Raw genomic sequence first — 18,172 nt, 5'->3', positions numbered from 1 at the left:
CGTGCGGCACGCCCCCGGAAATGCCGGATTCCACTCTTGAGCCGGAGCGCGAGATCAACAAGGCTTGGGGCCTGTCCCGGACATGTCCCGATCCTGTCCGCCCGTCCGGGAGGAGGGGGAGGCGCGGATGACACCGGGGGAGCACGCCCCTGACCCGCGGGGCGCACGGAGCCCCGCCGAGTTCCTCGCGCGCCTCCGGGCGCTCAAGGACTGGTCGGGCCTGACGTACCGCGAGCTCTCGGCGCGGGCGGAGGCGCGCGGGGACGTCCTGCCCCGCTCCACGGTGGCGAACATGCTGTCCCGCGCGACCCTGCCCCGCGAGGAACTCCTGACCGCCTTCGTCCGCGCGTGCGGGGCCGGACCGGCCGCGCCGGACCAGTGGCGGACGGTACGGAGGGAACTCACGGAGCGGAGGGGGTACGGGGTGACGGAGGCGGATCCGGATGAGGACGCGGGTCCGGACGCGGACGCGGACGCGGATCCGGGGCCGGACCTGGAGCCCGCGCCGGAGGAACCGGAGCCGACGGGCGCGGAGCCGGCGGACCCGGTACGCGAAGAGGCCTCCGCCCCCGAGGAGGCCCCCGCTCCCGAAGAGGCCCCCGACGCCCCGCCCGTCTGGCCCTCCGCCCCCGCCGTCGAGCCTTCCGGGCCGGGGAACGGCGGGGCCCGGTCCCGAATACGCCGCCTCCTCGTCCCGGCGATCGCGGTCGCCGCCCTCGTGTTCGCCGGGGTCAGCGTCGTCGCCTTCCTGCGGGACGGCCACACCGGGCACCCGCCCCGCACCCCCACCGCGCCCGCCGCCGGCGACGTGCGCATCCGGGTGGCCGCCACCGACCTCTGCCTCGGCGAGCGGCGCGGCACCCGGAGCGGCCAGATCCACCAGGTGCCGTGCGCCGCCGCGGACGTCCCGCTGTACGCGCTGGCGGAGGCGGGCGGCGGACGGTGGCGGATCGCCTCCGACCACCCCGACTACGGCGCCGGCTGCTCCGGCATCCCCTCCGGCGGGCGCGTGCCCGGCGCGCCGTACGAGGACTCCGAGTGCGGCGACCCCACCCGGATCGAGCAGTTCTCCCTGGAGCCGTACGGCACCCCCGTCGAGGGCTACCGGATCGTCCCGGCCGGCTCCGCGCCCCCCGGCGGCTGCGTCACCGTCGTCGGCGACCGCACGGCCGCCTGGGCCCGTCTCGCCCTGGCCCCCTGCGCGCCGGACGCCGCCGGCCAGCTCTTCGACTTCGACCGCCGGGACTAGGTCCAGGACCTTCGACCGTCGAGACCGGGACCAGGACCCTTACACCGCCACCGGCGCGAACGGGTGCATCTCGTCGCCGTCCGGCTGGACGACGCCGTAACTGCCCTCCGGCACCTCGTTCCAGGCGCCGGGCAGGTCGCCCAGGGGCTCGGAGACGATGAGGCGCGTCCCCTCGGAGGCGCCCTGGAGGAACGTGACGTCGGGGTGCAGCCGGCGCAGCGTCTCCACCCGGCTGCTGTAGAACAGGGACCGGGAGGCGCGCTCGCTGGAGTAGCGGAAGGCCCAGAGGCGTTCGCCGTCGCTGACGGCCAGCGTCATCTGGAGGGGGAACTCCACGCCGTGCTCGCGGCCGACGCGTTCCACCGTTCCCGCCATCCGGGCGACCGCGGCGGGCGGGTCACGGTCGAGACCGAAGGTGAGGGCCAGGTAGAACATCACCTCGGAGTCCGTCGTCCCTTCGAGGTCCGCGTACAGCGCCGGGTCGACGAGCAGGGTGAGGGCGCGGCGCACGCGGTGGAACTCCGCGACGGCGCCGTTGTGCATGAACATCCAGCGGCCGTGCCGGAACGGGTGGCAGTTCGACTGCTGCACCGCCGTCCCGGTCGACGCCCGGATGTGGGCGAAGAAGAGCGGCGAGCGGACGTGGTCCGCCAGCTCCCGCAGGTTGCGGTTGCTCCAGGCGGGGCCGATCTCCCGGAAGAGCGCCGGGAGGCCGGTGCCCTCCGTGTACCAGCCGACGCCGAACCCGTCGCCGTTGGTGGTCTCCACGCCGAGCTTGGAGTGCAGGCTCTGGTCGATCAGGGAGTGCTCAGGCTTGTACAGGATGGTGTCGAGCAGGACGGGCGTGCCCGAGTACGCCAGCCATCGGCACATGCGTCATCACCTGGGTCTCTGCCGTGCTCCGGGAGCGACGGGGGAGGAGCCCCGTCCGGCCCTCCCATTCTCGGGCCCCTCACCCGGGCGTGCCACGCGTGCGCGTCCCGGAGGGCCCGTCCGGCCCCGCCCCGGTGCCGTCCGCCCAGACGAGCGGGTACGCCTCGCCGCCGGTCCGCTCGACCCACCGGAGGCGGTCGAGCACGACGGCGCGCCGGTCCTCGGGGGCCCGCTCCGCCAGCCCGCGCAGCAGGTCGCGCGTCCTGCGCAGCGCCATCGGGGACCCGGTGGCGGCGAAGAGCACGTCGTCGACGGCGGTCCGGACGCAGCGGTCCCAGCCCGGGACCGGAACGCTCACCCGCGTCCGTCCGGCGGGGTCGTGGAACCGTCCGACGTCCAGGTCGCGGCCGGCGAGGAGGAGCAGCAGGGCCTCCAGGCGGTCCAGGGCCTCCACCGCCGTGGCCGGGTCGTTCACCGCCGGGGACAGGGCGCGCAGGGCGATGTCGGCGAGGAGCCGCAGGGGGAGTTCGGGATCCTGGTCGAAGGTGCGCTCCACCCCCGTCGACAGGGCTCCGAGGAGCGTCGCCGCCCGCGGGCCGTCCCCGGTCACCCGGGCGATCACCGCGCCCTCCGACAGGGTCGTACCGGGAGCGACGCGGAAGGCGACCGAGGAACCGTCCTTCCGGGCGGCGTCCAGGAGGAAGGGCACGTCGACGCTCTGCAGCACGGCCGGCGGCCCCGTCCAGCGCACTTCCGCGTACGTGCCCGTGCTCGTGTCCGCGTCCGTACCCGTGCTCGTGCTCGTGCTCGTGTCCGTTTCCGGCTCCGGCTCCGGGGAGGGCGGCGCGTACGGGCGGACGTACAGGCCGTCGTACAGGGCGTGCGCGCGGGTGGTGATCGCGGTGAGCGAGTGGCCGAGCTGGATCGAGTCGAACGCCTTCATCTGCAGGGTGCGCATCAGACCGAGCGCGACCAGGGTGAGGAGCATGGCCGCGCACGGGACGAAGGTGGAGACGGTCTTCCGCGAGCCGATGGCCAGGCCCGAGGTGACGCAGAAGACGAACAGGCCGATGGTGAAGGCGAACGTCCGCCAGACGACCGGCTCGTGGCGGAACAGGCCGAGGCGCGGGGTGAACGTGCTCGCGGAGAACTGGACGACCAGGAAGAGCAGCGAGTAGATGACGCTCACCAGGCCGATGACGCCGAAGCCCAGGGTGAACAGCACGCTCACCACCCGGCCCGCGTCCACCTGCGGTCCGCCGGTGACCAGCGGTGCCGCCAGCCCCAGTCCCAGACCGGCGACCGCGCAGAGGAGTTGGGAGAGGTCCCGGCGCACGGCGCGCGAGGGGCGCCGGAACGGCGTGGCGCGCCGGGGGCGTCGCCGCGCCCCGGACCGGACGGCGCCGTCGGCATGACCCGGCATCCGGCCTCCTCCGGGGTTGCCGTGGACCGCGTGCGGAGAAGGGGTCGTTTGGCCGGCCGCCGCCCCGTGACCGAGGTCGGGAACACGGCGGCCGCCGGACCGGTGTCCGCCCGTCGACCGTACCCCGCGGAGTACGCGCTGTCGTCCGGGCACGTGGTCGCACGGCCGGTGGATCAGGTTCCGACGGACTCCCAGAAGTGGCCGACGATCCCGTCCAGATACACGCGCCCCTCGTCGCCCGTGGTCCCCGAGGCGCCCCAGCTGCTGACCGCCGCCATCCGGGCGTGGTACTCCGTGTGCAGCCGCTGGAGCGCGGACTCCACGGTCCGCCTGGGCAGCGGCACCGTCCGCGCCACCGGCTTCACGTACGCCTGCCAGCGGGTGGTGACCGCGTCGCGCAGCAGCTCGGCGAGGCGCTCGTCGCCGCCGGTCGCGGTGATCAGGGCGCGCGGGCCGAGGCCGAGGACCTCCGCGAGGGCGGCCGTCTGGCGTTCGGTGCCGCGCCAGCGCCCCTCGTCCTCCATCCGCCGGTACGCGGAGGCCGCGAGCCCCACCCGCCGCGCCAGCTCCTCGGGGGCGAGGCCGCGCGCCACCCGGTGCTCGCGCAGGGTGGAGGCGGTGGCGATCAGCTCGGCGGGGGAGCACCACAGGACGCCCGCGAGGGCCGTGAGCTCCTGCTCGGTGGGGACCGCCCGGCCGCGCTCCCAGGCGAGGACGGTCTCGGGGGTGGCGAAGACGCCGTACTGCGCCCGCAGGCCGTACGCGACGTGGCCGTGGGCCATGCCGAGGCCCTCGCGCAGGCGGCGGGCGGCCGGGGCGTCGAAGGGTGGGGAGGGCTGGTGCACGCGGCCACCGTAGGTGCGGAGGGTGACGGGTGGCTACGGTGCGTTCCCCCAAGGCCAGGGGTCGTAGGAACGTGTGAACCGCCCGGTAACACCGTTTCCCCTGTTCAGTGGCCGCGCGCGGGCCCCTCCAGCCAGCGGTACTGGAGCTCGGGCCGTCCGATCTGCCCGTACTGGGGCGCCCGCACGGCCCGGCCCTCTGTGACGAGGTGCTCCAGGTAGCGGCGCGCGGTGATCCGGGAGATCCCGACGGCAGCCCCCGCCTCGGCGGCGGTGAGCCCGTCCGGGGCGGCCCGTAGGGTGCGGGTGACCGCCTCCAGGGTGGGGGCGCTCAGGCCCTTGGGGAGCGCGGCGGGGTGCGGGGCCCGCAGGGCGGCGAGCGCCCGGTCCACCTCGTCCTGCCCGGAGGCCTCCCCGGCGGCGGCCCGGAACTCGGCGTACCGCACGAGCCGGTCCCTGAGGGTCGCGAAGGCGAAGGGCTTGAGCACGTACTGGACGACCCCCAGGGAGACGCCCTCCCGCACGACCGCCAGGTCCCGGGCGGAGGTCACCGCGATGACGTCGGCGGTGTGTCCGGCGGCGCGCAGCGCGCGCAGCAGCTGGAGGCCGTGGCCGTCGGGCAGGTACAGGTCGAGCAGGATCAGATCGACCCGCGTCCGGTCGAGCACCCGCACGGCGGCGGCCCGCGAGTGCGCGACCCCGACGACGGCGAACCCCTCGACGCGCCCGGCGTAGAGCGCGTGCGCGTCGGCGGCCACGGGGTCGTCCTCGACGACCAGGACCCGGAGGGGAGCGGCGCTCACGGGGTCGCCTCCGTTCCGGGGGCGGCGGGGGCGGCGCCCGCACCGATGATCCCGTCCGTGCGCGGGGCTCCGCCGGGGCCGGGGGCTCCGCCCATCCCGGGGGTCCCGTCCGGGCCGGTAGTGCCGTCCGTTCCGGGGGCCCCGTCCGGGGCGGAGATGCGGTCCGAGCCGGGGACCCCGCCCATCCCGGGGGCTCCGCCCTTCTCGGGGGCCCCGCCCGGGCCGGGAGTGCCGCCCTTCCCGGTGATCCCGTCCGGGCCGGGAACCCCGCCCGGACCAGGTGTCCCGTCCGTACGCGCGACGCCGCCCGCGCCGGAAGCGCGCCCCTCCCGCGGTGCGGGCACCCGCCCCGGTACCGGCTCCGCATCCGGCTCCGCCTCCGGAGCCCCCCGCAGCGGCAGTCGCACCGTGAACTCCGCCCCGCCCTCCTCCCCGTCCGCGAGGGCCAGCGTGCCCGAGGCGCGGGAGACCGCCTGGCGGACCAGGGCCAGGCCGAGGCCGCGGCCCGGGCCCCGGGTGGACCAGCCGCGCCCGAGGACCGCGTCCCGGTCGGCCGGGCGGACGCCGGGGCCGCTGTCCCCGACCCGGAGCAGCAGCTCGCCGTCCCCCGCGCGGGCCGCCACCGTGACCGTCACGCGCGCGTGCGGGGTGCCGCCCGCCGCCTCCACCGCGTTGTCGATCAGGTTGCCGAGGATCGTCACCAGGTCCCGGGCGGGCAGGGCCGACGGCACCCGCCCGTCGTCGATGCGGCTGTCCTCGGTGAGGACCAGCTCCACGCCCCGCTCGTTGGCCTGCGCCGCCTTGCCGAGCAGCAGCGCGGCGAGGACGGGCTCGCCGACCGCGTCCACGACCCGGTCGGTGAGCGCCTGGGCCAGCTCCAGTTCCGCCGTCGCGAACTCCACCGCCTCCGCCACCCGGCCCAGCTCGATGAGCGAGACGACCGTGTGCAGCCGGTTCGCCGCCTCGTGCGCCTGCGAGCGCAGCGCCTCCGTGAAGCCCCGCTCGGAGTCCAGCTCGCCCGACAGGGCCTGGAGCTCCGTGCGGTCCCGCAGGGTGACGACGGTCCCGCGCCGCTCCCCGCCCACCACCGGGCGGGTGCTGACGACGAGGACCCGGTCGTCCGTCAGGTGCGTCTCGTCCACGCGCGGCTCCGAGGAGAGCAGCGCGCCCGTCAGCGGCGCGGGCAGGCCGAGCTCCGCCGCCGGACGGCCCACCACCCCCTCGTCCAGGCCGAGCAGCTCCCGCGCCCCGTCGTTGATCAGGGCGATCCGCCGCCGCCCGTCGAGCATCACGAGCCCCTCCCGCACGGCGTGCAGCGCGGCCTCGTGGTAGTCGTGCATCCGGCTCAGCTCGGTCGCGTTCATGCCGTGGGTGTGGCGGCGCAGACGCGCGTTCACGACGTACGTCCCCGCCCCGCCGAGCGCGAGCGCCGCGCCCGCCATGCCGAGCAGGGCGGTCACCTGCTCCCGTACCTGCGCGCTGATCCGCTCGATCGTGATGCCCGCGCTGACCAGCGCGACGACCCGCCCGTCGGCGTCGAAGACGGGCGCGATCGTCCGCACGGAGGGCCCGAGGACCCCGAGGTGCGTCTCGGAGTGGATCTGTCCCCGCCGGGCCTCCTCGATGTGGCCGAGGTACGTGCGGCCGATCTGGTCCGGCTCCGGGTGCGTCCAGCGGGTGCCGTCCGGGGCCATGACCACCACGAAGGCGACGTCCGCGTGGCGGCGCAGCGACTCCGCGTACGGCTGGAGCGCCGCCGAGGGGTCGGCCGAGCGCGCGGCGGCGGCCACGGACGGCGAGTCGGCGACGGCCGCGGCGGTGGCCGTGGACTGGCGCCGCGCGGTCTCCTCGGCCTGCGCCCGGTCCGTGAGGTACGCGAAGACCGCGCACCCCGCCACGACGACGGCCACGAGCACGACCTGCATCGCGAAGAGCTGGCCGGCCAGGCTGCGGGGACGGGGGAGGCGGAGGCGCATGCGGGTAAGTGTGCACGCCCGGGACCGCGCGGCGGCTGCGCGGCCCCGCCCCTTCCGCGACCGGCGTCGTTTCGGCCGTGAACGAAACGTACGCAACCGTGACCCGGGTCACAGGCTGGTGGATAGTCGCGGAGGTCCACCGGGACGCGGACGCCCGGGGGGCACCCACCAGCACGAGGAGGACCCCCGTGGCCGCACGCCGGGACCGTACCCACTATCTGTATCTCGCCGTCATCGGCGCCGTCCTGCTCGGCATCGCGGTCGGCTTCCTGGCGCCGGGCTTCGCCGTCGAGCTCAAGCCGCTCGGCACCGGCTTCGTCAACCTGATCAAGATGATGATCTCCCCGATCATCTTCTGCACGATCGTGCTCGGCGTCGGCTCGGTCCGGAAGGCCGCGAAGGTCGGCGCCGTCGGCGGCCTCGCCCTCGGCTACTTCCTGCTCATGTCGACGGTGGCGCTCGCGATCGGCCTGCTCGTCGGCAACCTCCTGGAGCCCGGCTCCGGCCTCCACCTCACCAAGGAGCTGGCCGAGGCCGGCGCCAAGCAGGCGGAGGGCGCGAGCGAGTCCACGCCGGACTTCCTCCTCGGGATCATCCCCACCACCCTGGTCTCCGCCTTCACCGAGGGCGAGGTCCTCCAGACCCTCCTGGTCGCCCTCCTCGCGGGCTTCGCGCTCCAGGCGATGGGCGCGGCCGGCGAGCCGGTCCTGCGCGGCATCGGGCACATCCAGCGGCTGGTCTTCCGCATCCTCGCCATGATCATGTGGGCGGCCCCCGTCGGCGCGTTCGGCGCGATCGCGGCCGTCGTCGGCGCGACCGGCGTGGACGCCCTGAAGTCCCTCGCCGTCATCATGATCGGCTTCTACCTGACCTGCGGACTCTTCGTCTTCGTCGTGCTCGGCGCGATCCTGCGGCTGGTCGCCGGGATCAACATCTGGACCCTCCTGAAGTACCTGAGCCGCGAGTTCCTGCTGATCCTCTCCACCTCCTCCTCCGAGTCGGCGCTGCCGCGCCTCATCGCGAAGATGGAGCACCTGGGCGTCTCCAAGCCGGTCGTCGGCATCACCGTGCCGACCGGCTACTCCTTCAACCTCGACGGCACCGCGATCTACCTCACGATGGCCTCGCTCTTCGTCGCCGAGGCGATGGGCGACCCGCTGTCGCTCGGCGAGCAGGTCTCCCTCCTCGTCTTCATGATCATCGCCTCGAAGGGCGCGGCGGGCGTCACCGGCGCGGGCCTCGCCACCCTGGCGGGCGGCCTCCAGTCGCACCGGCCCGAGCTGGTCGACGGCGTGGGCCTGATCGTCGGCATCGACCGCTTCATGAGCGAGGCGCGCGCCCTCACCAACTTCGCCGGCAACGCCGTCGCCACCGTCCTCGTCGGCACCTGGACCAAGGAGATCGACAAGGCGCGGGTGACCGAGGTCCTCGCCGGCCGCATCCCCTTCGACGAGAAGACCCTCGTCGACGACCACGCCCCGACGACCCCGGTCCCGGACCAGCGGGCGGACGGGGAGGGCGAGAAGACGCCCGCGGCGGTCTGACCGGCCTCCGTCCTCTCCCCGCTCCCGCGAAGAACCTCCGGGTCCCGGGCCTTGAGCCGGATCCGGGCCCCGGGTACGGGAGGTCCCCGGCCGCAACGAGCGGCCGGGGACCTCCCGTTCACCCCCGCACCGCCGCCAGCTCCGCCAGCTCCTCCTCCGTCAGGACGAGCCCGGCCGCGGCCGCCGAGTCCCGGGCCGTCTCCGGGCGGCTCGCCCCCGGGATCGGCAGGACGGTCTCCGAGAGCGACAGCAGCCAGGCGAGCGCCACCCGCTGCGGGCCGACCCCGCGCGCCCGGGCCACCCGGTGGAAGGCGCCGAGCTCCGGGTCCTCCGCCAGGGCGGACGCCCCGTCCAGGGAGCTGCGCGAGATCCCGCCCAGCGGGCTCCACGGCAGGAAGGCGAGGCCGAGCTCCGCGCAGAGCCGCAGCTCCGCCCCGCCGTCCCGGACGGCGGGCGAGTACCGGTTCTGCACGGAGACGAGCCGGTCGCCCAGGACCTCCCGGGCCAGCAGGATCTGCTCCGCGTCCACGTTCGAGACCCCGGCCAGCCGGACCGTGCCCGCGTCCAGCAACTCCCGCACCGCGCCCAGCGATTCGGCGTACGGGACGGCCGGGTCCGGCTTGTGCAGCTGGTACAGGCCGATCGCGCCGCCCCCGAGCCGTCGGGCCGAGGCCTCCGCCGCCCGTCGCAGGTGCCCGGGCCGGCCGTCCACGGTCCAGCCGCCGTCGGCCGTCCGCCCCCGCCCGCCCTTCGTCGCCACCAGCACCCCGTCCGTACGGCCCCCGTACGAGGCCAGGGCCCGGGCCACGAGCAGCTCGCCCTCGCCCGGCTCCCCGCCCGGCGGGTGATAGGAGTCGGCGGTGTCGAGCAGGGTCACGCCCGCGTCCAGGGCCGCGTGGACCGTGGCGACGGCCCGCGCCTCGTCGGGCCGCCCCTCGACGGAGAGCGGCATCGTGCCCAGACCGACGGCCCCGACCCGTACGTCCCCCAGCATCCGGAAGGACGTCACCGCACCGCCCCGGCGGTCCCGGAAGCCCCGCCGGTTTCAGCAGTCCCCACCGCCTCGGAGACGGCCCGCGCGAGCCACTCCGAGGTGTGCGTGAAGGAGTAACCGAGCTCCGTGGCCCGCGAGTTGTCCATCGCGTAGGAGCGGGCGAAGGAGAACGGCGAGACCTCTCCGGCCCCGGCCTCCCCGGCCCCGGCCCCGGTCCCGGTCCCGGTCCCGGCCTCTCCGGCCCCGGTCTCCCCGGCCCCGGCCTCCTCGGCCCCAGCCCCGGCCCCGGTCCCCCCGACCGCCACCTCCCGGAACACCGTCCGGCCGCCCACCTGCCGCTCGATCTCCGCGCAGAGGTCGGCGGTGTGCAGCGGGCCGTGGGAGTGCGCGTTCACCGGCCCGGTGAAGTCCGCCTCCACGGCCCAGGCGAGGAACGCGGCGATCTCCTCCACGTACACGTAGGTCGCCGGACGGTTCACCGCCGGCACCGCGATCGGCTCGCCGTCCCGGACGCGCCGCACGTAGTGGTCGAGCCGGCCGGTGAAGTCGTCGTCGCCGCCGAGGACGTGCGCCACCCGGACCGAGGCCCAGGCGAACGGCGTCCCGGCCGCGAACACCGCCTCGGCCTGCCGCTTGCCCTCCCCGTAGTGCGCGTCGCGGAACTCCGGGTCGTCCCAGGCCGCGCCCGTGTCGACGACGACCGACGCCAGGTCGAGGGCGGTCTCCGGGAGCGGTGCGGGCGAGTCCTCGTCCCCGTACACCTCCACCGTCGACGTCATCACGTAGCGCCGGACGCGCCCCGCGAAGACCCGCCGGGCGATCTCCGCCTGGCGCGGGGTGTAGCAGACCTGGTCGAGGACGACGTCGAAGGAGCGGCCCGCGAGCACGGATTCCAGGGCGGCCTCGTCGTCGCGGTCGGCCACGAGGTGCCCGATTCCGCCGGAAGGCCCGCCGGGAACTCCGGAGGAACCCCGGTTGAGCACCGTGACGCGGTGCCCGGATTCGCGCAGGAGGGCGATGATCCGCTTGCCGAAATAACGGCTCCCGCCGATGACCAGAACGTCCATGAATTCCAACTCCCTTTCCTCCGGGGACAAGTGTTACGTTGAGCGCTCGCCGTCTGAAGGGGGAAACATGGGTCTCCAGGCCGTCGCGCCGAAGGAACCACGGCGTTCGCGGACCGCCGCCGACGAAACCTCGGTGGGCCCCCGTGCGCCCTTCGACGCCATCGACCGGCAGATCCTGGACCTCCTCCAGACCGACGGCCGGATCAAGCTGAGCGAGCTCGGCCGCCGCGTCCGGCTCAGCCCGGCGGCGGTCACCGAGCGGGTCCGCCGCCTGGAGGAGAACGGCGCGGTCACCGGCTACGGGGCCAGGGTCTCCCCGGCCCGCCTCGGCTACGGCCTCCAGGCCTTCATCCGCGTGAACCCGCACGGCGGCTACACCCTCAAGCACCCCCGCACCCTCGAACTGGCCGCCCGCCCCGAGGTCCTGGAGGTCCACCACGTGGTGGGCGAGGACTGCTGGATCCTCAAGGTCGCCGTCACCGACACCGTCCACCTCGAAGAGGTCCTGGAGCAGACCTCGCTCCTCGGCCGCACCACGACCTCGATCGTGCTCTCCTCCCCGGTGGAGGGGAAGCCGCTGCTGCCGCCGGACCGGGAACACGCTTGACGCGCGGCGGTGCGTGCGGCGGGAACGGGGGGACTCACGTCGCGTGCCGGTCCGCGTTCGAAAGCGGAGGCATGGAGGCAAGAGAACCGTAGGGACGGCTTTGCCCCTCCACTTCAACACCGGGATCATCGAAGAGTTCCGCACCAACGCCGGACGCCTCGGCGGCCCCTTCGAGGGATGGGCGCTCCTCCTCCTCACCACCACCGGCGCCAGGTCCGGAAGAGAACACACGACCCCGCTCGGCTTCGTGGAGCACGAGGACGGGAACCGTGACCGGCTGCTCGTCGTCGCCTCGGCCGGCGGCTCCGGCCGGCACCCGGACTGGTACCGCAACGTCCCGGCGAACCCCACGGTCACCGTGGAACTCGGCACCGGGACCTGGCGGGCCACGGCCGTCGCCGCCTCCGGCGCCGAACGCGACGCCCTCTTCGCGAAGGTCGTCGCGGCGGCCCCCGGCCACGCCGACTACCAGAAGGCGACCGACCGCGTCCTCCCGGTCGTCGTCCTCCACCGGCTCCCGGAGGACACGTACACCCCGCCGGACCGCCTCGACGCCCTCGCCGGCGAACCGATCGCGATCCACGACGGACCGCGCGCCGAACTCGCCGCGCTGAGCGAGGGCCTGGGCGCGCACGCGGCCCCCGACCTCACCGTGGAGCTGCGGCGGCACTGCGTCACCTTCTGCGCCGCCATGGCCGTCCGCCACGGCGGCGAGGACGCCGGCCTCTTCCCGTACCTCGCCCGGGTCGAGGAGACCGGGCTGCGGGGGCTGCGCGGCGAGTTCGAACGCCTCCGGAGCGAGCCGGAGGCCCACTCCGCGTACGAGGAGGCCGAGGTCGTCCCGCTGCTGCGGGCAGCCGCCCGACCCCTCCCGGGGGTGAGGTCCTTGCCTTGACGCCGACGTCAGGGCCTACGGTCGGCGCATGCGCATCGGAGAGCTGGCCGAGCGGGCCGGGACCACCACGCGGACCCTGCGGTACTACGAGTCCCGGGGCCTCCTGACCGCCCGGCGTACGGACCGGGGACACCGCACGTACGACGAGGACGACCTGCGGCTCCTCCAGCAGATCAGGACCCTTCAGGACTTCGGGTTCGAGCTGGAGGAGACGCGGCCGTTCGTCGACTGCCTGCGCGCGGGGCACCCGGCGGGTGACGCGTGCCCCGCCTCGATCGCCGTCTACCGGCGGAAGGTCGCCGAGCTGGACGGCCTGATCGAACAGCTCCGGGCGGTACGCGCCCAGGTGGGCGCCCAGCTCCTCCGGGCCGAGGCGGAACTGCCGCACGGCCCGGAGCCCCGGTGCGAACTGGCCGTGGAGGAAACGGCCGTGCAGACCGACACGGAGGAGGAAGAGCGATGACGACGTACGCGGAGGGCGTGGACGAGGTCACGGACGCGGACTTCGGGACGGAGGTGCTGGGTTCCGGGCTGCCGGTCCTGGTGAAGTTCACCGCCGAGTGGTGCGGGCCGTGCCGGCAGCTGAAGCCGGTGCTCGGCGCGCTCGCCCGGGAGGAGGCCGCACGCCTCCGGATCGTCGAGATCGACGTGGACCGCAACCCGGAGACCACGGTGCGGTACGGGGTCCTCGCCACCCCGACCCTCATGGTCTTCCAGGCCGGCGAGCCCGTGAAGTCCCTGGTCGGCGCCCGCCCGAAGCGCCGCCTCCTGGAGGAGCTGGAGGACGTCCTCGGCTCCTGAATCCGGGAGGGGGAGAGGGCCCCGGAGCTCCTGGATCCGGCCGGGCGGGGGCCCCGGAGCTCCTGGATCCGGCCGGGCGGGGCCCCTGGGCGCTCCCGGATCCGGCCGGGAGAGGGCCCCGGGACCCTGTGCCACACTCGGGCGGCATGAACCATGATCACGACATGACCGGCCTGACCGTCGGGGACCGTGACCCCGAGCTGGCGAAGCTCCTCGACCGGGGGCTCGACGCGTACAACTTCGCGGCCACCGGGACCGGCCTCAAGGACCAGAGCGAGTTCTCGGTGAAGGCCGTCGACCCGGCGACCGGCGAGGTCGTCGGCGGGATCACCGCCTGGACCTGGGCCGGACTGCTCGGCATCGACATGCTCTGGGTCCACGAGGAGCACCGCCGCGACGGCTGGGGCGGCAGGCTCCTGCGCGCCGCCGAGGCGGAGGCCCGCCGCCGCGGCTGCGACCGGGCCACCGTCTCCTCCTTCACCTTCCAGGCCCCGGACTTCTACCGCCGGCACGGCTACGTGGAGACCGGCCGCACCCTCGGCATCCCGGGCGGCGCCGAGGACGTCCACTTCCACAAGGAGCTGACCGGGGGCCCCGGGACCCCGGCGTAGGGGGACGGGACACCACCGGCGCCGCGGGACGGCTCTTCACGGGCCGGCCGTCGGGGTGTCCGTGCGGGTCACGGTGCCGTCGTGGCCGTCGTGGCCGTTCGAGAGCCGGGGTGCCGCGCGCCGGTGACGACGAGCGAGACGTTCTGCCCGCCGAAGCCGAAGGAGTTGCTGAGCACGGCCTCCTGGGGGGCGTCCCGTCGCTCCGCGACGACGTCGAGGCCGATGTCGGGGCCGACGCCGGCCGTGGCGAGGTTGCGGGTCGGCGGGACGACGCCGTGCTCCACGCTGAGGACGGCGACGAGCGCCTCGATCGCGCCGGCCGCGCCGAAGAGATGACCGAGTGCCGCCTTGGGGGCGGTCACGGTGGCGCGGCCGAAGACCTCCCCGATCGCGCGCGCCTCGGCGACGTCGCCGACCTGGGTTCCGGTGGCGTGGGCGTTGACGTGGGCGATCTGCTCGGGAGCCAGGCCGGCCTGCGCGAGCGCCTTGCGCATGGCCGCGATCTGGCCGGAGCCGTCGGGGGCGGGCGCGGTGATGTCGCGGGCGTCGGCGGCGATGCCGGCGCCCGCGAGCACCGCGCGGACGCGCGCGCCCCGGGCGGCGGCGTGCTCGGCGCTTTCGAGCACCACGACGGCCGCGCCCTCGCCGAGGACGAATCCGCTGCGGTCCGCGGCGAACGGCCGGGACGCCGAGGCGGGTTCGGCGGTGTACCGGGACAGCGCCTGCGCCTGGACGAAGCCGGCGACGGTGATCGGGGTGATCGCGGCCTCGGTCCCGCCCGCGATGACCACGTCCGCCTCGCCCGCGCGGATGAGCCGGGCCCCCAGGGCGATCGCCTCGGCACCGGAGGAGCACGCCGAGACGGGGGTGTACACACCGGCCCGCGCGCCGTACTCGATGCTGATCAGGGCCGCCGCCGCGTTGGGCATGAGCATCGGGACCGTGCGGGGCGAGACGCGCCGTGCTCCGGCCGTCTCCAGCACGTCGTCCTCCCTCAGCAGGGTCTGTACGCCCCCGATGCCCGTGCCGATCGCGGACGCGAGCCGGTCCGGGTCCACCCGCGGGGCACCGGCGTCGGCCCAGGCCTCGGCCGCCGCGACGAGGGCCGCCTGCTGCGAGCGGTCGAGCCGCCTGGCCCGCACCGGCGGCAGGGAATCGGCCGGGTCGGTCGCCATCGTCCCCGCGACGACGTCGGGAAGGCCGGCGTCCTCGTGGCCGGGCAGGACGCCGCCGCGGATGCCGGACTCGCCGGCGAGCAGGGCGTTCCAGGTGGACTCCACGTCCCCGCCGAGCGGTGTGATCGCGCCGAGTCCGGTCACGACGACCTCGGTCCGGTGCATGTCCCTCACCTTTCTTGTATGCGATACAAGCGAACGAGGTCTTGTTGTATCACATACAATTCGGGTGTGGAGAAGAAGCGAACCGAAGCCGGGGCGACCCCGGCCCGCCCGGCGCCGACCCGGTCGCGCGACCGGGGGCGCGCGACGAGGCGCCGGCTGATCGAGGCGACCGCGCGGCTCTGCGGGGAGCGGACCGGCGCCGAGCCGAGCGTCGCGGAGATCGCGAACGCGGCGGGCGTCTTCCCCAATCAGGTCACCTACCACTTCGGGTCCAAGGACGCGCTGCTCGTGCACGCGGCCTTCCTCGGCCTGCTGCACGACGCCCGGCGGATCGAGCGCATCGGCCGGCAGGCCCCCGACGCGGCGGCCTTCCGGCGCAACGTCGCCCGCGCCGTCCTCGCCATGCCCTCGCTCCCGTCGGTCGCGCGGGCGCTCGCCGCGGGGATCTCCAAGCCCGAGCTCGCCCCCGTGGTCGACCGGCACCTCCAACTGCTGTTCCGGCAGTCCGAGCGCTTCGCGGGCCGGCTCGTCGACGGTCGCGGCTGGGGGATCCGCCGACCGCTCGGCGCGGAGGTCAGGACGTTCTGGAGCACCGCGCTCGGCGCGGTGCTGCTCGTCCGCGCCGGGGCGCACGGCACCGTCGCCGACCTCGACCTCGCCGGAGCGCTGACCGTCCACGACGGACCCGCCCACGACGGACCCGGGCGCGACTAGGGCCCGGCCCGGAATTCACTCGCTGTCAGGGCATACGCCAGGGCATACAGAAATACCCCGACTAGAATTGACAGTCGGGGTATCGCATCGCGTATATTCGTGGATTCCGTGTCTCCGCACAGCGGCAACACGGAGAATTTCACTAAACGCACTGTATCGCGCCGGGAGTCGAATTGTCAACCGAGGAATTTCGGAACGAACAACAATTCATCACCGATCTCTACACACGACTCGACGACCTGAGGGACCAGGCCGAGGCCGCCGTCGACCGCGCCCTGCGCACCCCCGGCACCGGCAGCAACCAGGGCCGGCTCGAACGGGACGTGCTGGTCGCCGAGCAGTCCGGGCTGCTCGCCGCGCTCAACGCGGGGGAGAGCGGCCTCTGCTTCGGCCGGCTCGTCTTCCGCGACGGCCGCGACCACCACATCGGCCGGCTCGGCATCCGCGAGGACGACCCGAACCGCACCCCCCTCGTCGTCGACTGGCGCGCCGAGGTCGCCCGCCCCTTCTACCTCGCCACCGGGTACGAGCCGATGGGCCTCTCCCGCCGCCGCCACATCAGCACCACCGGCCGCACGGTCACCGCCCTCCACGACGAGGTCCTCGACCTCGCCGACGCCACCCGCACCGGCCACGAGAGCCGGGACGCCGACGAGGTGCTGCTCGCCTCGCTCGACGCCGCCCGCACCGGCCGCATGCACGACATCGTGCAGACCATCCAGGCCGAGCAGGACGCCATCATCCGCTCCCCGCACCGCGGCGTCCTCGTCGTCGAGGGCGGCCCCGGCACCGGCAAGACCGCCGTCGCCCTGCACCGCGCCGCGTACCTCCTCTACGCCCACCGCGAGCAGCTCGCGCGCCGGGCCGTCCTCATCGTCGGCCCCAACCCCGCCTTCCTCGGCTACATCGGCAACGTGCTGCCCTCCCTCGGCGAGACCGGCGTCCTCCTCGCCACCCCCGCCGAGCTCTTCCCCGGCGTCCGCGCCACCGGCACCGACACCCCGCGCGCCGCCGCCGTCAAGGGCTCCGCCGCCATGGCCGACGCCCTCGCCGCCGCCGTACGCGACCGCCAGCGGGTCCCCGAGCGCGGCGAGCCGCTGGTCGTCCCGCACGAGGACGGCGACCTGGTCGTCGACTGGGACATGGCCCTGGAGGCCCGCCACAAGGCCCGCGAGACCGCCCTCCCGCACAACCTCGCCCGCCCCTACTTCGTCTTCCGGATCCTCGACGCCCTCGCCGAGCAGCTCGCCGACCGCATCGGCGCCGACCCCTACGGCGGCCCCAACTTCCTCGGCCCCGACGACATCGCCCTGCTCGCCAAGGGCATCGCCGCCAACCCCGAGGTGTACGCCGCCCTCGACACCCTCTGGCCCGCCCTCACCCCGCAGGACTTCCTCGCCGACTACCTCGCCGACCCCACCCACCTGCCCGACGCCGACGCCGCCGCGATCCGGCGCGGGGGCGGCGCGTGGACCCCGGCCGACGTGCCCCTGCTCGACGAGGCCGCCGAACTGCTCGGCCAGGACGACTCGGCCCTCCGCGCCGCCGAGGAGGCCGAGCGGCAGAAGCGCATCCAGTACGCGCAGGGCGTCCTCGACGTCTCCTACGCCTCCCGCACCTACGAGTTCGAGGACAAGGAGGAGCAGGACAAGGACGCCTCCGAGGTCCTCTCCGCCCACGACATCATCGACGCCGAGCGGTTCGCCGAGCGCCACGAGGAGGACGACCACCGCACCGCCGCCGAACGGGCCGCCGCCGACCGCACCTGGGCCTTCGGGCACATCATCGTCGACGAGGCCCAGGAGCTCTCCGCGATGGCCTGGCGGCTCCTGATGCGCCGCAGCCCCACCCGCTCCATGACCCTGGTCGGGGACCCGGCCCAGACCGGCGACCCGGCCGGCGTCGGCGCCTGGCGGGACATCCTCGGCCCGTACGTGGAGGACCGCTGGGAGCTGGTCCGGCTCGGCGTCAACTACCGCACCCCCGCCGAGATCATGGCCGTCGCCGCCGACGTGCGGCGCGAGGCCGACCCCGGCTTCGAGCCGCCCAGCTCGGTCCGCTCCACCGGCGTCGAGCCCTGGGACCGCACGGTCGAGGACCCGGTGAAGGAGACCGCCGACGCGGTCGCCGCCGAGCGGCGCCCCGACGGACGGCTCGCCGTGATCGCCCCGCCGGAGCTGCACCCCGCCCTGGCCGGCGCCCTCCCGGACGCCGACCACGGCCCGGCCCCCGACCTCACCCGGCCGGTGGTCCTCCTCGACCCCCGGCAGGCCAAGGGCCTGGAGTTCGACACGGTCCTCGTCGTCGACCCGGACGGCATCCGGGCCGGCGCCCCGCACGGCGTGAACGACCTGTACGTGGCGCTGACCCGGGCCACCCAGCGCCTGGGCGTGATCAGGCCCGCGTGATCAGACCCGCGTGATCAGACCCGCC

General features: G+C 75.0%; 16 protein-coding genes and 1 pseudogene. 9 read left to right on the top strand and 8 right to left on the bottom strand.

The genetic code is table 11. The annotated features are described in order from the left end of the window. Positions 1-127: 127 nt before the first annotated feature. A complete protein-coding gene (locus tag ACWGSR_RS31000) occupies positions 128-1,249 on the top strand; it encodes a helix-turn-helix domain-containing protein (protein ID WP_453571433.1) in 1,122 nt (373 codons plus the stop codon). Positions 1,250-1,288: 39 nt separating this feature from the next. Here ACWGSR_RS31000 and ACWGSR_RS30995 read toward each other — a convergent pair whose 3' ends face one another. The 5 genes and pseudogenes from ACWGSR_RS30995 to ACWGSR_RS30975 all read right to left on the bottom strand — a co-directional run. Further along, positions 1,289-2,122 carry a class II glutamine amidotransferase gene (locus ACWGSR_RS30995; protein WP_376236553.1) on the bottom strand — a complete coding sequence of 278 codons (834 nt, stop codon included), beginning with the start codon at positions 2,120-2,122 and terminating at the stop codon, positions 1,289-1,291. A gap of 79 nt (positions 2,123-2,201) precedes the next feature. Beyond that, positions 2,202-3,545, bottom strand: coding sequence for a DUF2254 family protein (locus tag ACWGSR_RS30990; protein WP_453571429.1), 1,344 nt, complete (start codon positions 3,543-3,545; stop codon positions 2,202-2,204). Between the two features lie 173 nt (positions 3,546-3,718). Beyond that, positions 3,719-4,327 carry a helix-turn-helix domain-containing protein gene (locus ACWGSR_RS30985; RefSeq protein WP_376236666.1) on the bottom strand — a complete coding sequence of 203 codons (609 nt, stop codon included), beginning with the start codon at positions 4,325-4,327 and terminating at the stop codon, positions 3,719-3,721. Positions 4,328-4,494: 167 nt separating this feature from the next. Next, a complete protein-coding gene (locus ACWGSR_RS30980; RefSeq protein WP_376236558.1) occupies positions 4,495-5,190 on the bottom strand; it encodes a response regulator in 696 nt (231 codons plus the stop codon). Positions 5,191-5,569: 379 nt separating this feature from the next. Then, positions 5,570-7,166, bottom strand: a pseudogene (locus tag ACWGSR_RS30975) (sensor histidine kinase); the annotation flags it as partial. A gap of 188 nt (positions 7,167-7,354) precedes the next feature. Here ACWGSR_RS30975 and ACWGSR_RS30970 point away from each other — a divergent pair. Further along, on the top strand, positions 7,355-8,710 hold the full coding sequence (locus ACWGSR_RS30970) for a cation:dicarboxylate symporter family transporter (protein WP_453571426.1): 1,356 nt from the start codon (positions 7,355-7,357) through the stop codon (positions 8,708-8,710). A gap of 118 nt (positions 8,711-8,828) precedes the next feature. Here the strand turns inward: ACWGSR_RS30970 and ACWGSR_RS30965 are convergent, their stop codons facing one another. Both ACWGSR_RS30965 and ACWGSR_RS30960 read right to left on the bottom strand, forming a co-directional pair. Beyond that, positions 8,829-9,704 carry an aldo/keto reductase gene (locus ACWGSR_RS30965; protein WP_453571460.1) on the bottom strand — a complete coding sequence of 292 codons (876 nt, stop codon included), beginning with the start codon at positions 9,702-9,704 and terminating at the stop codon, positions 8,829-8,831. Between the two features lie 11 nt (positions 9,705-9,715). After that, entirely contained in the window at positions 9,716-10,771 is a 1,056-nt protein-coding gene (locus ACWGSR_RS30960; RefSeq protein ID WP_453571423.1) for an NAD-dependent epimerase/dehydratase family protein, read from the bottom strand. A gap of 67 nt (positions 10,772-10,838) precedes the next feature. Between ACWGSR_RS30960 and ACWGSR_RS30955 the strand changes: the two genes are divergently transcribed. From ACWGSR_RS30955 to ACWGSR_RS30935, 5 genes are all read left to right on the top strand, one after another. Further along, the gene (locus ACWGSR_RS30955; protein WP_453571420.1) at positions 10,839-11,378 is read left to right on the top strand and encodes an Lrp/AsnC family transcriptional regulator; all 540 of its coding nucleotides are present in this window, start codon (positions 10,839-10,841) and stop codon (positions 11,376-11,378) included. Between the two features lie 100 nt (positions 11,379-11,478). Then, positions 11,479-12,273 carry a nitroreductase family deazaflavin-dependent oxidoreductase gene (locus ACWGSR_RS30950; protein WP_453571417.1) on the top strand — a complete coding sequence of 265 codons (795 nt, stop codon included), beginning with the start codon at positions 11,479-11,481 and terminating at the stop codon, positions 12,271-12,273. A gap of 28 nt (positions 12,274-12,301) precedes the next feature. Further along, positions 12,302-12,736 carry a MerR family transcriptional regulator gene (locus tag ACWGSR_RS30945; RefSeq protein WP_453571413.1) on the top strand — a complete coding sequence of 145 codons (435 nt, stop codon included), beginning with the start codon at positions 12,302-12,304 and terminating at the stop codon, positions 12,734-12,736. Then, positions 12,733-13,074, top strand: coding sequence for a thioredoxin family protein (locus tag ACWGSR_RS30940; RefSeq protein WP_376236576.1), 342 nt, complete (start codon positions 12,733-12,735; stop codon positions 13,072-13,074). Before ACWGSR_RS30945 ends, ACWGSR_RS30940 begins: the two co-directional genes overlap by 4 nt. Before the next feature lie 146 nt (positions 13,075-13,220). Then, a complete protein-coding gene (locus tag ACWGSR_RS30935; RefSeq protein ID WP_376236578.1) occupies positions 13,221-13,685 on the top strand; it encodes a GNAT family N-acetyltransferase in 465 nt (154 codons plus the stop codon). A 68-nt stretch (positions 13,686-13,753) separates the two neighbouring features. Here the strand turns inward: ACWGSR_RS30935 and ACWGSR_RS30930 are convergent, their stop codons facing one another. Then, complete coding sequence (locus ACWGSR_RS30930; RefSeq protein ID WP_453571409.1) at positions 13,754-15,025, bottom strand: beta-ketoacyl-[acyl-carrier-protein] synthase family protein; 1,272 nt, start codon at positions 15,023-15,025, stop codon at positions 13,754-13,756. A gap of 66 nt (positions 15,026-15,091) precedes the next feature. On the opposite strand from ACWGSR_RS30930, the gene ACWGSR_RS30925 reads away from it, so the two are divergent. Further along, positions 15,092-15,739 (top strand): TetR/AcrR family transcriptional regulator C-terminal domain-containing protein, encoded by a 648-nt coding sequence (locus tag ACWGSR_RS30925; RefSeq protein WP_453571406.1) that lies wholly within the window; start codon positions 15,092-15,094, stop codon positions 15,737-15,739. A 173-nt stretch (positions 15,740-15,912) separates the two neighbouring features. Next, entirely contained in the window at positions 15,913-18,147 is a 2,235-nt protein-coding gene (locus tag ACWGSR_RS30920) for a HelD family protein (protein ID WP_453571404.1), read from the top strand. The last annotated feature ends 25 nt before the right edge of the window (positions 18,148-18,172 follow it).

The sequence above is a fragment of the Streptomyces sp. NPDC055632 genome, from assembly GCF_053618675.1.
This window is presented reverse-complemented; position numbering and strand designations above follow the sequence as displayed.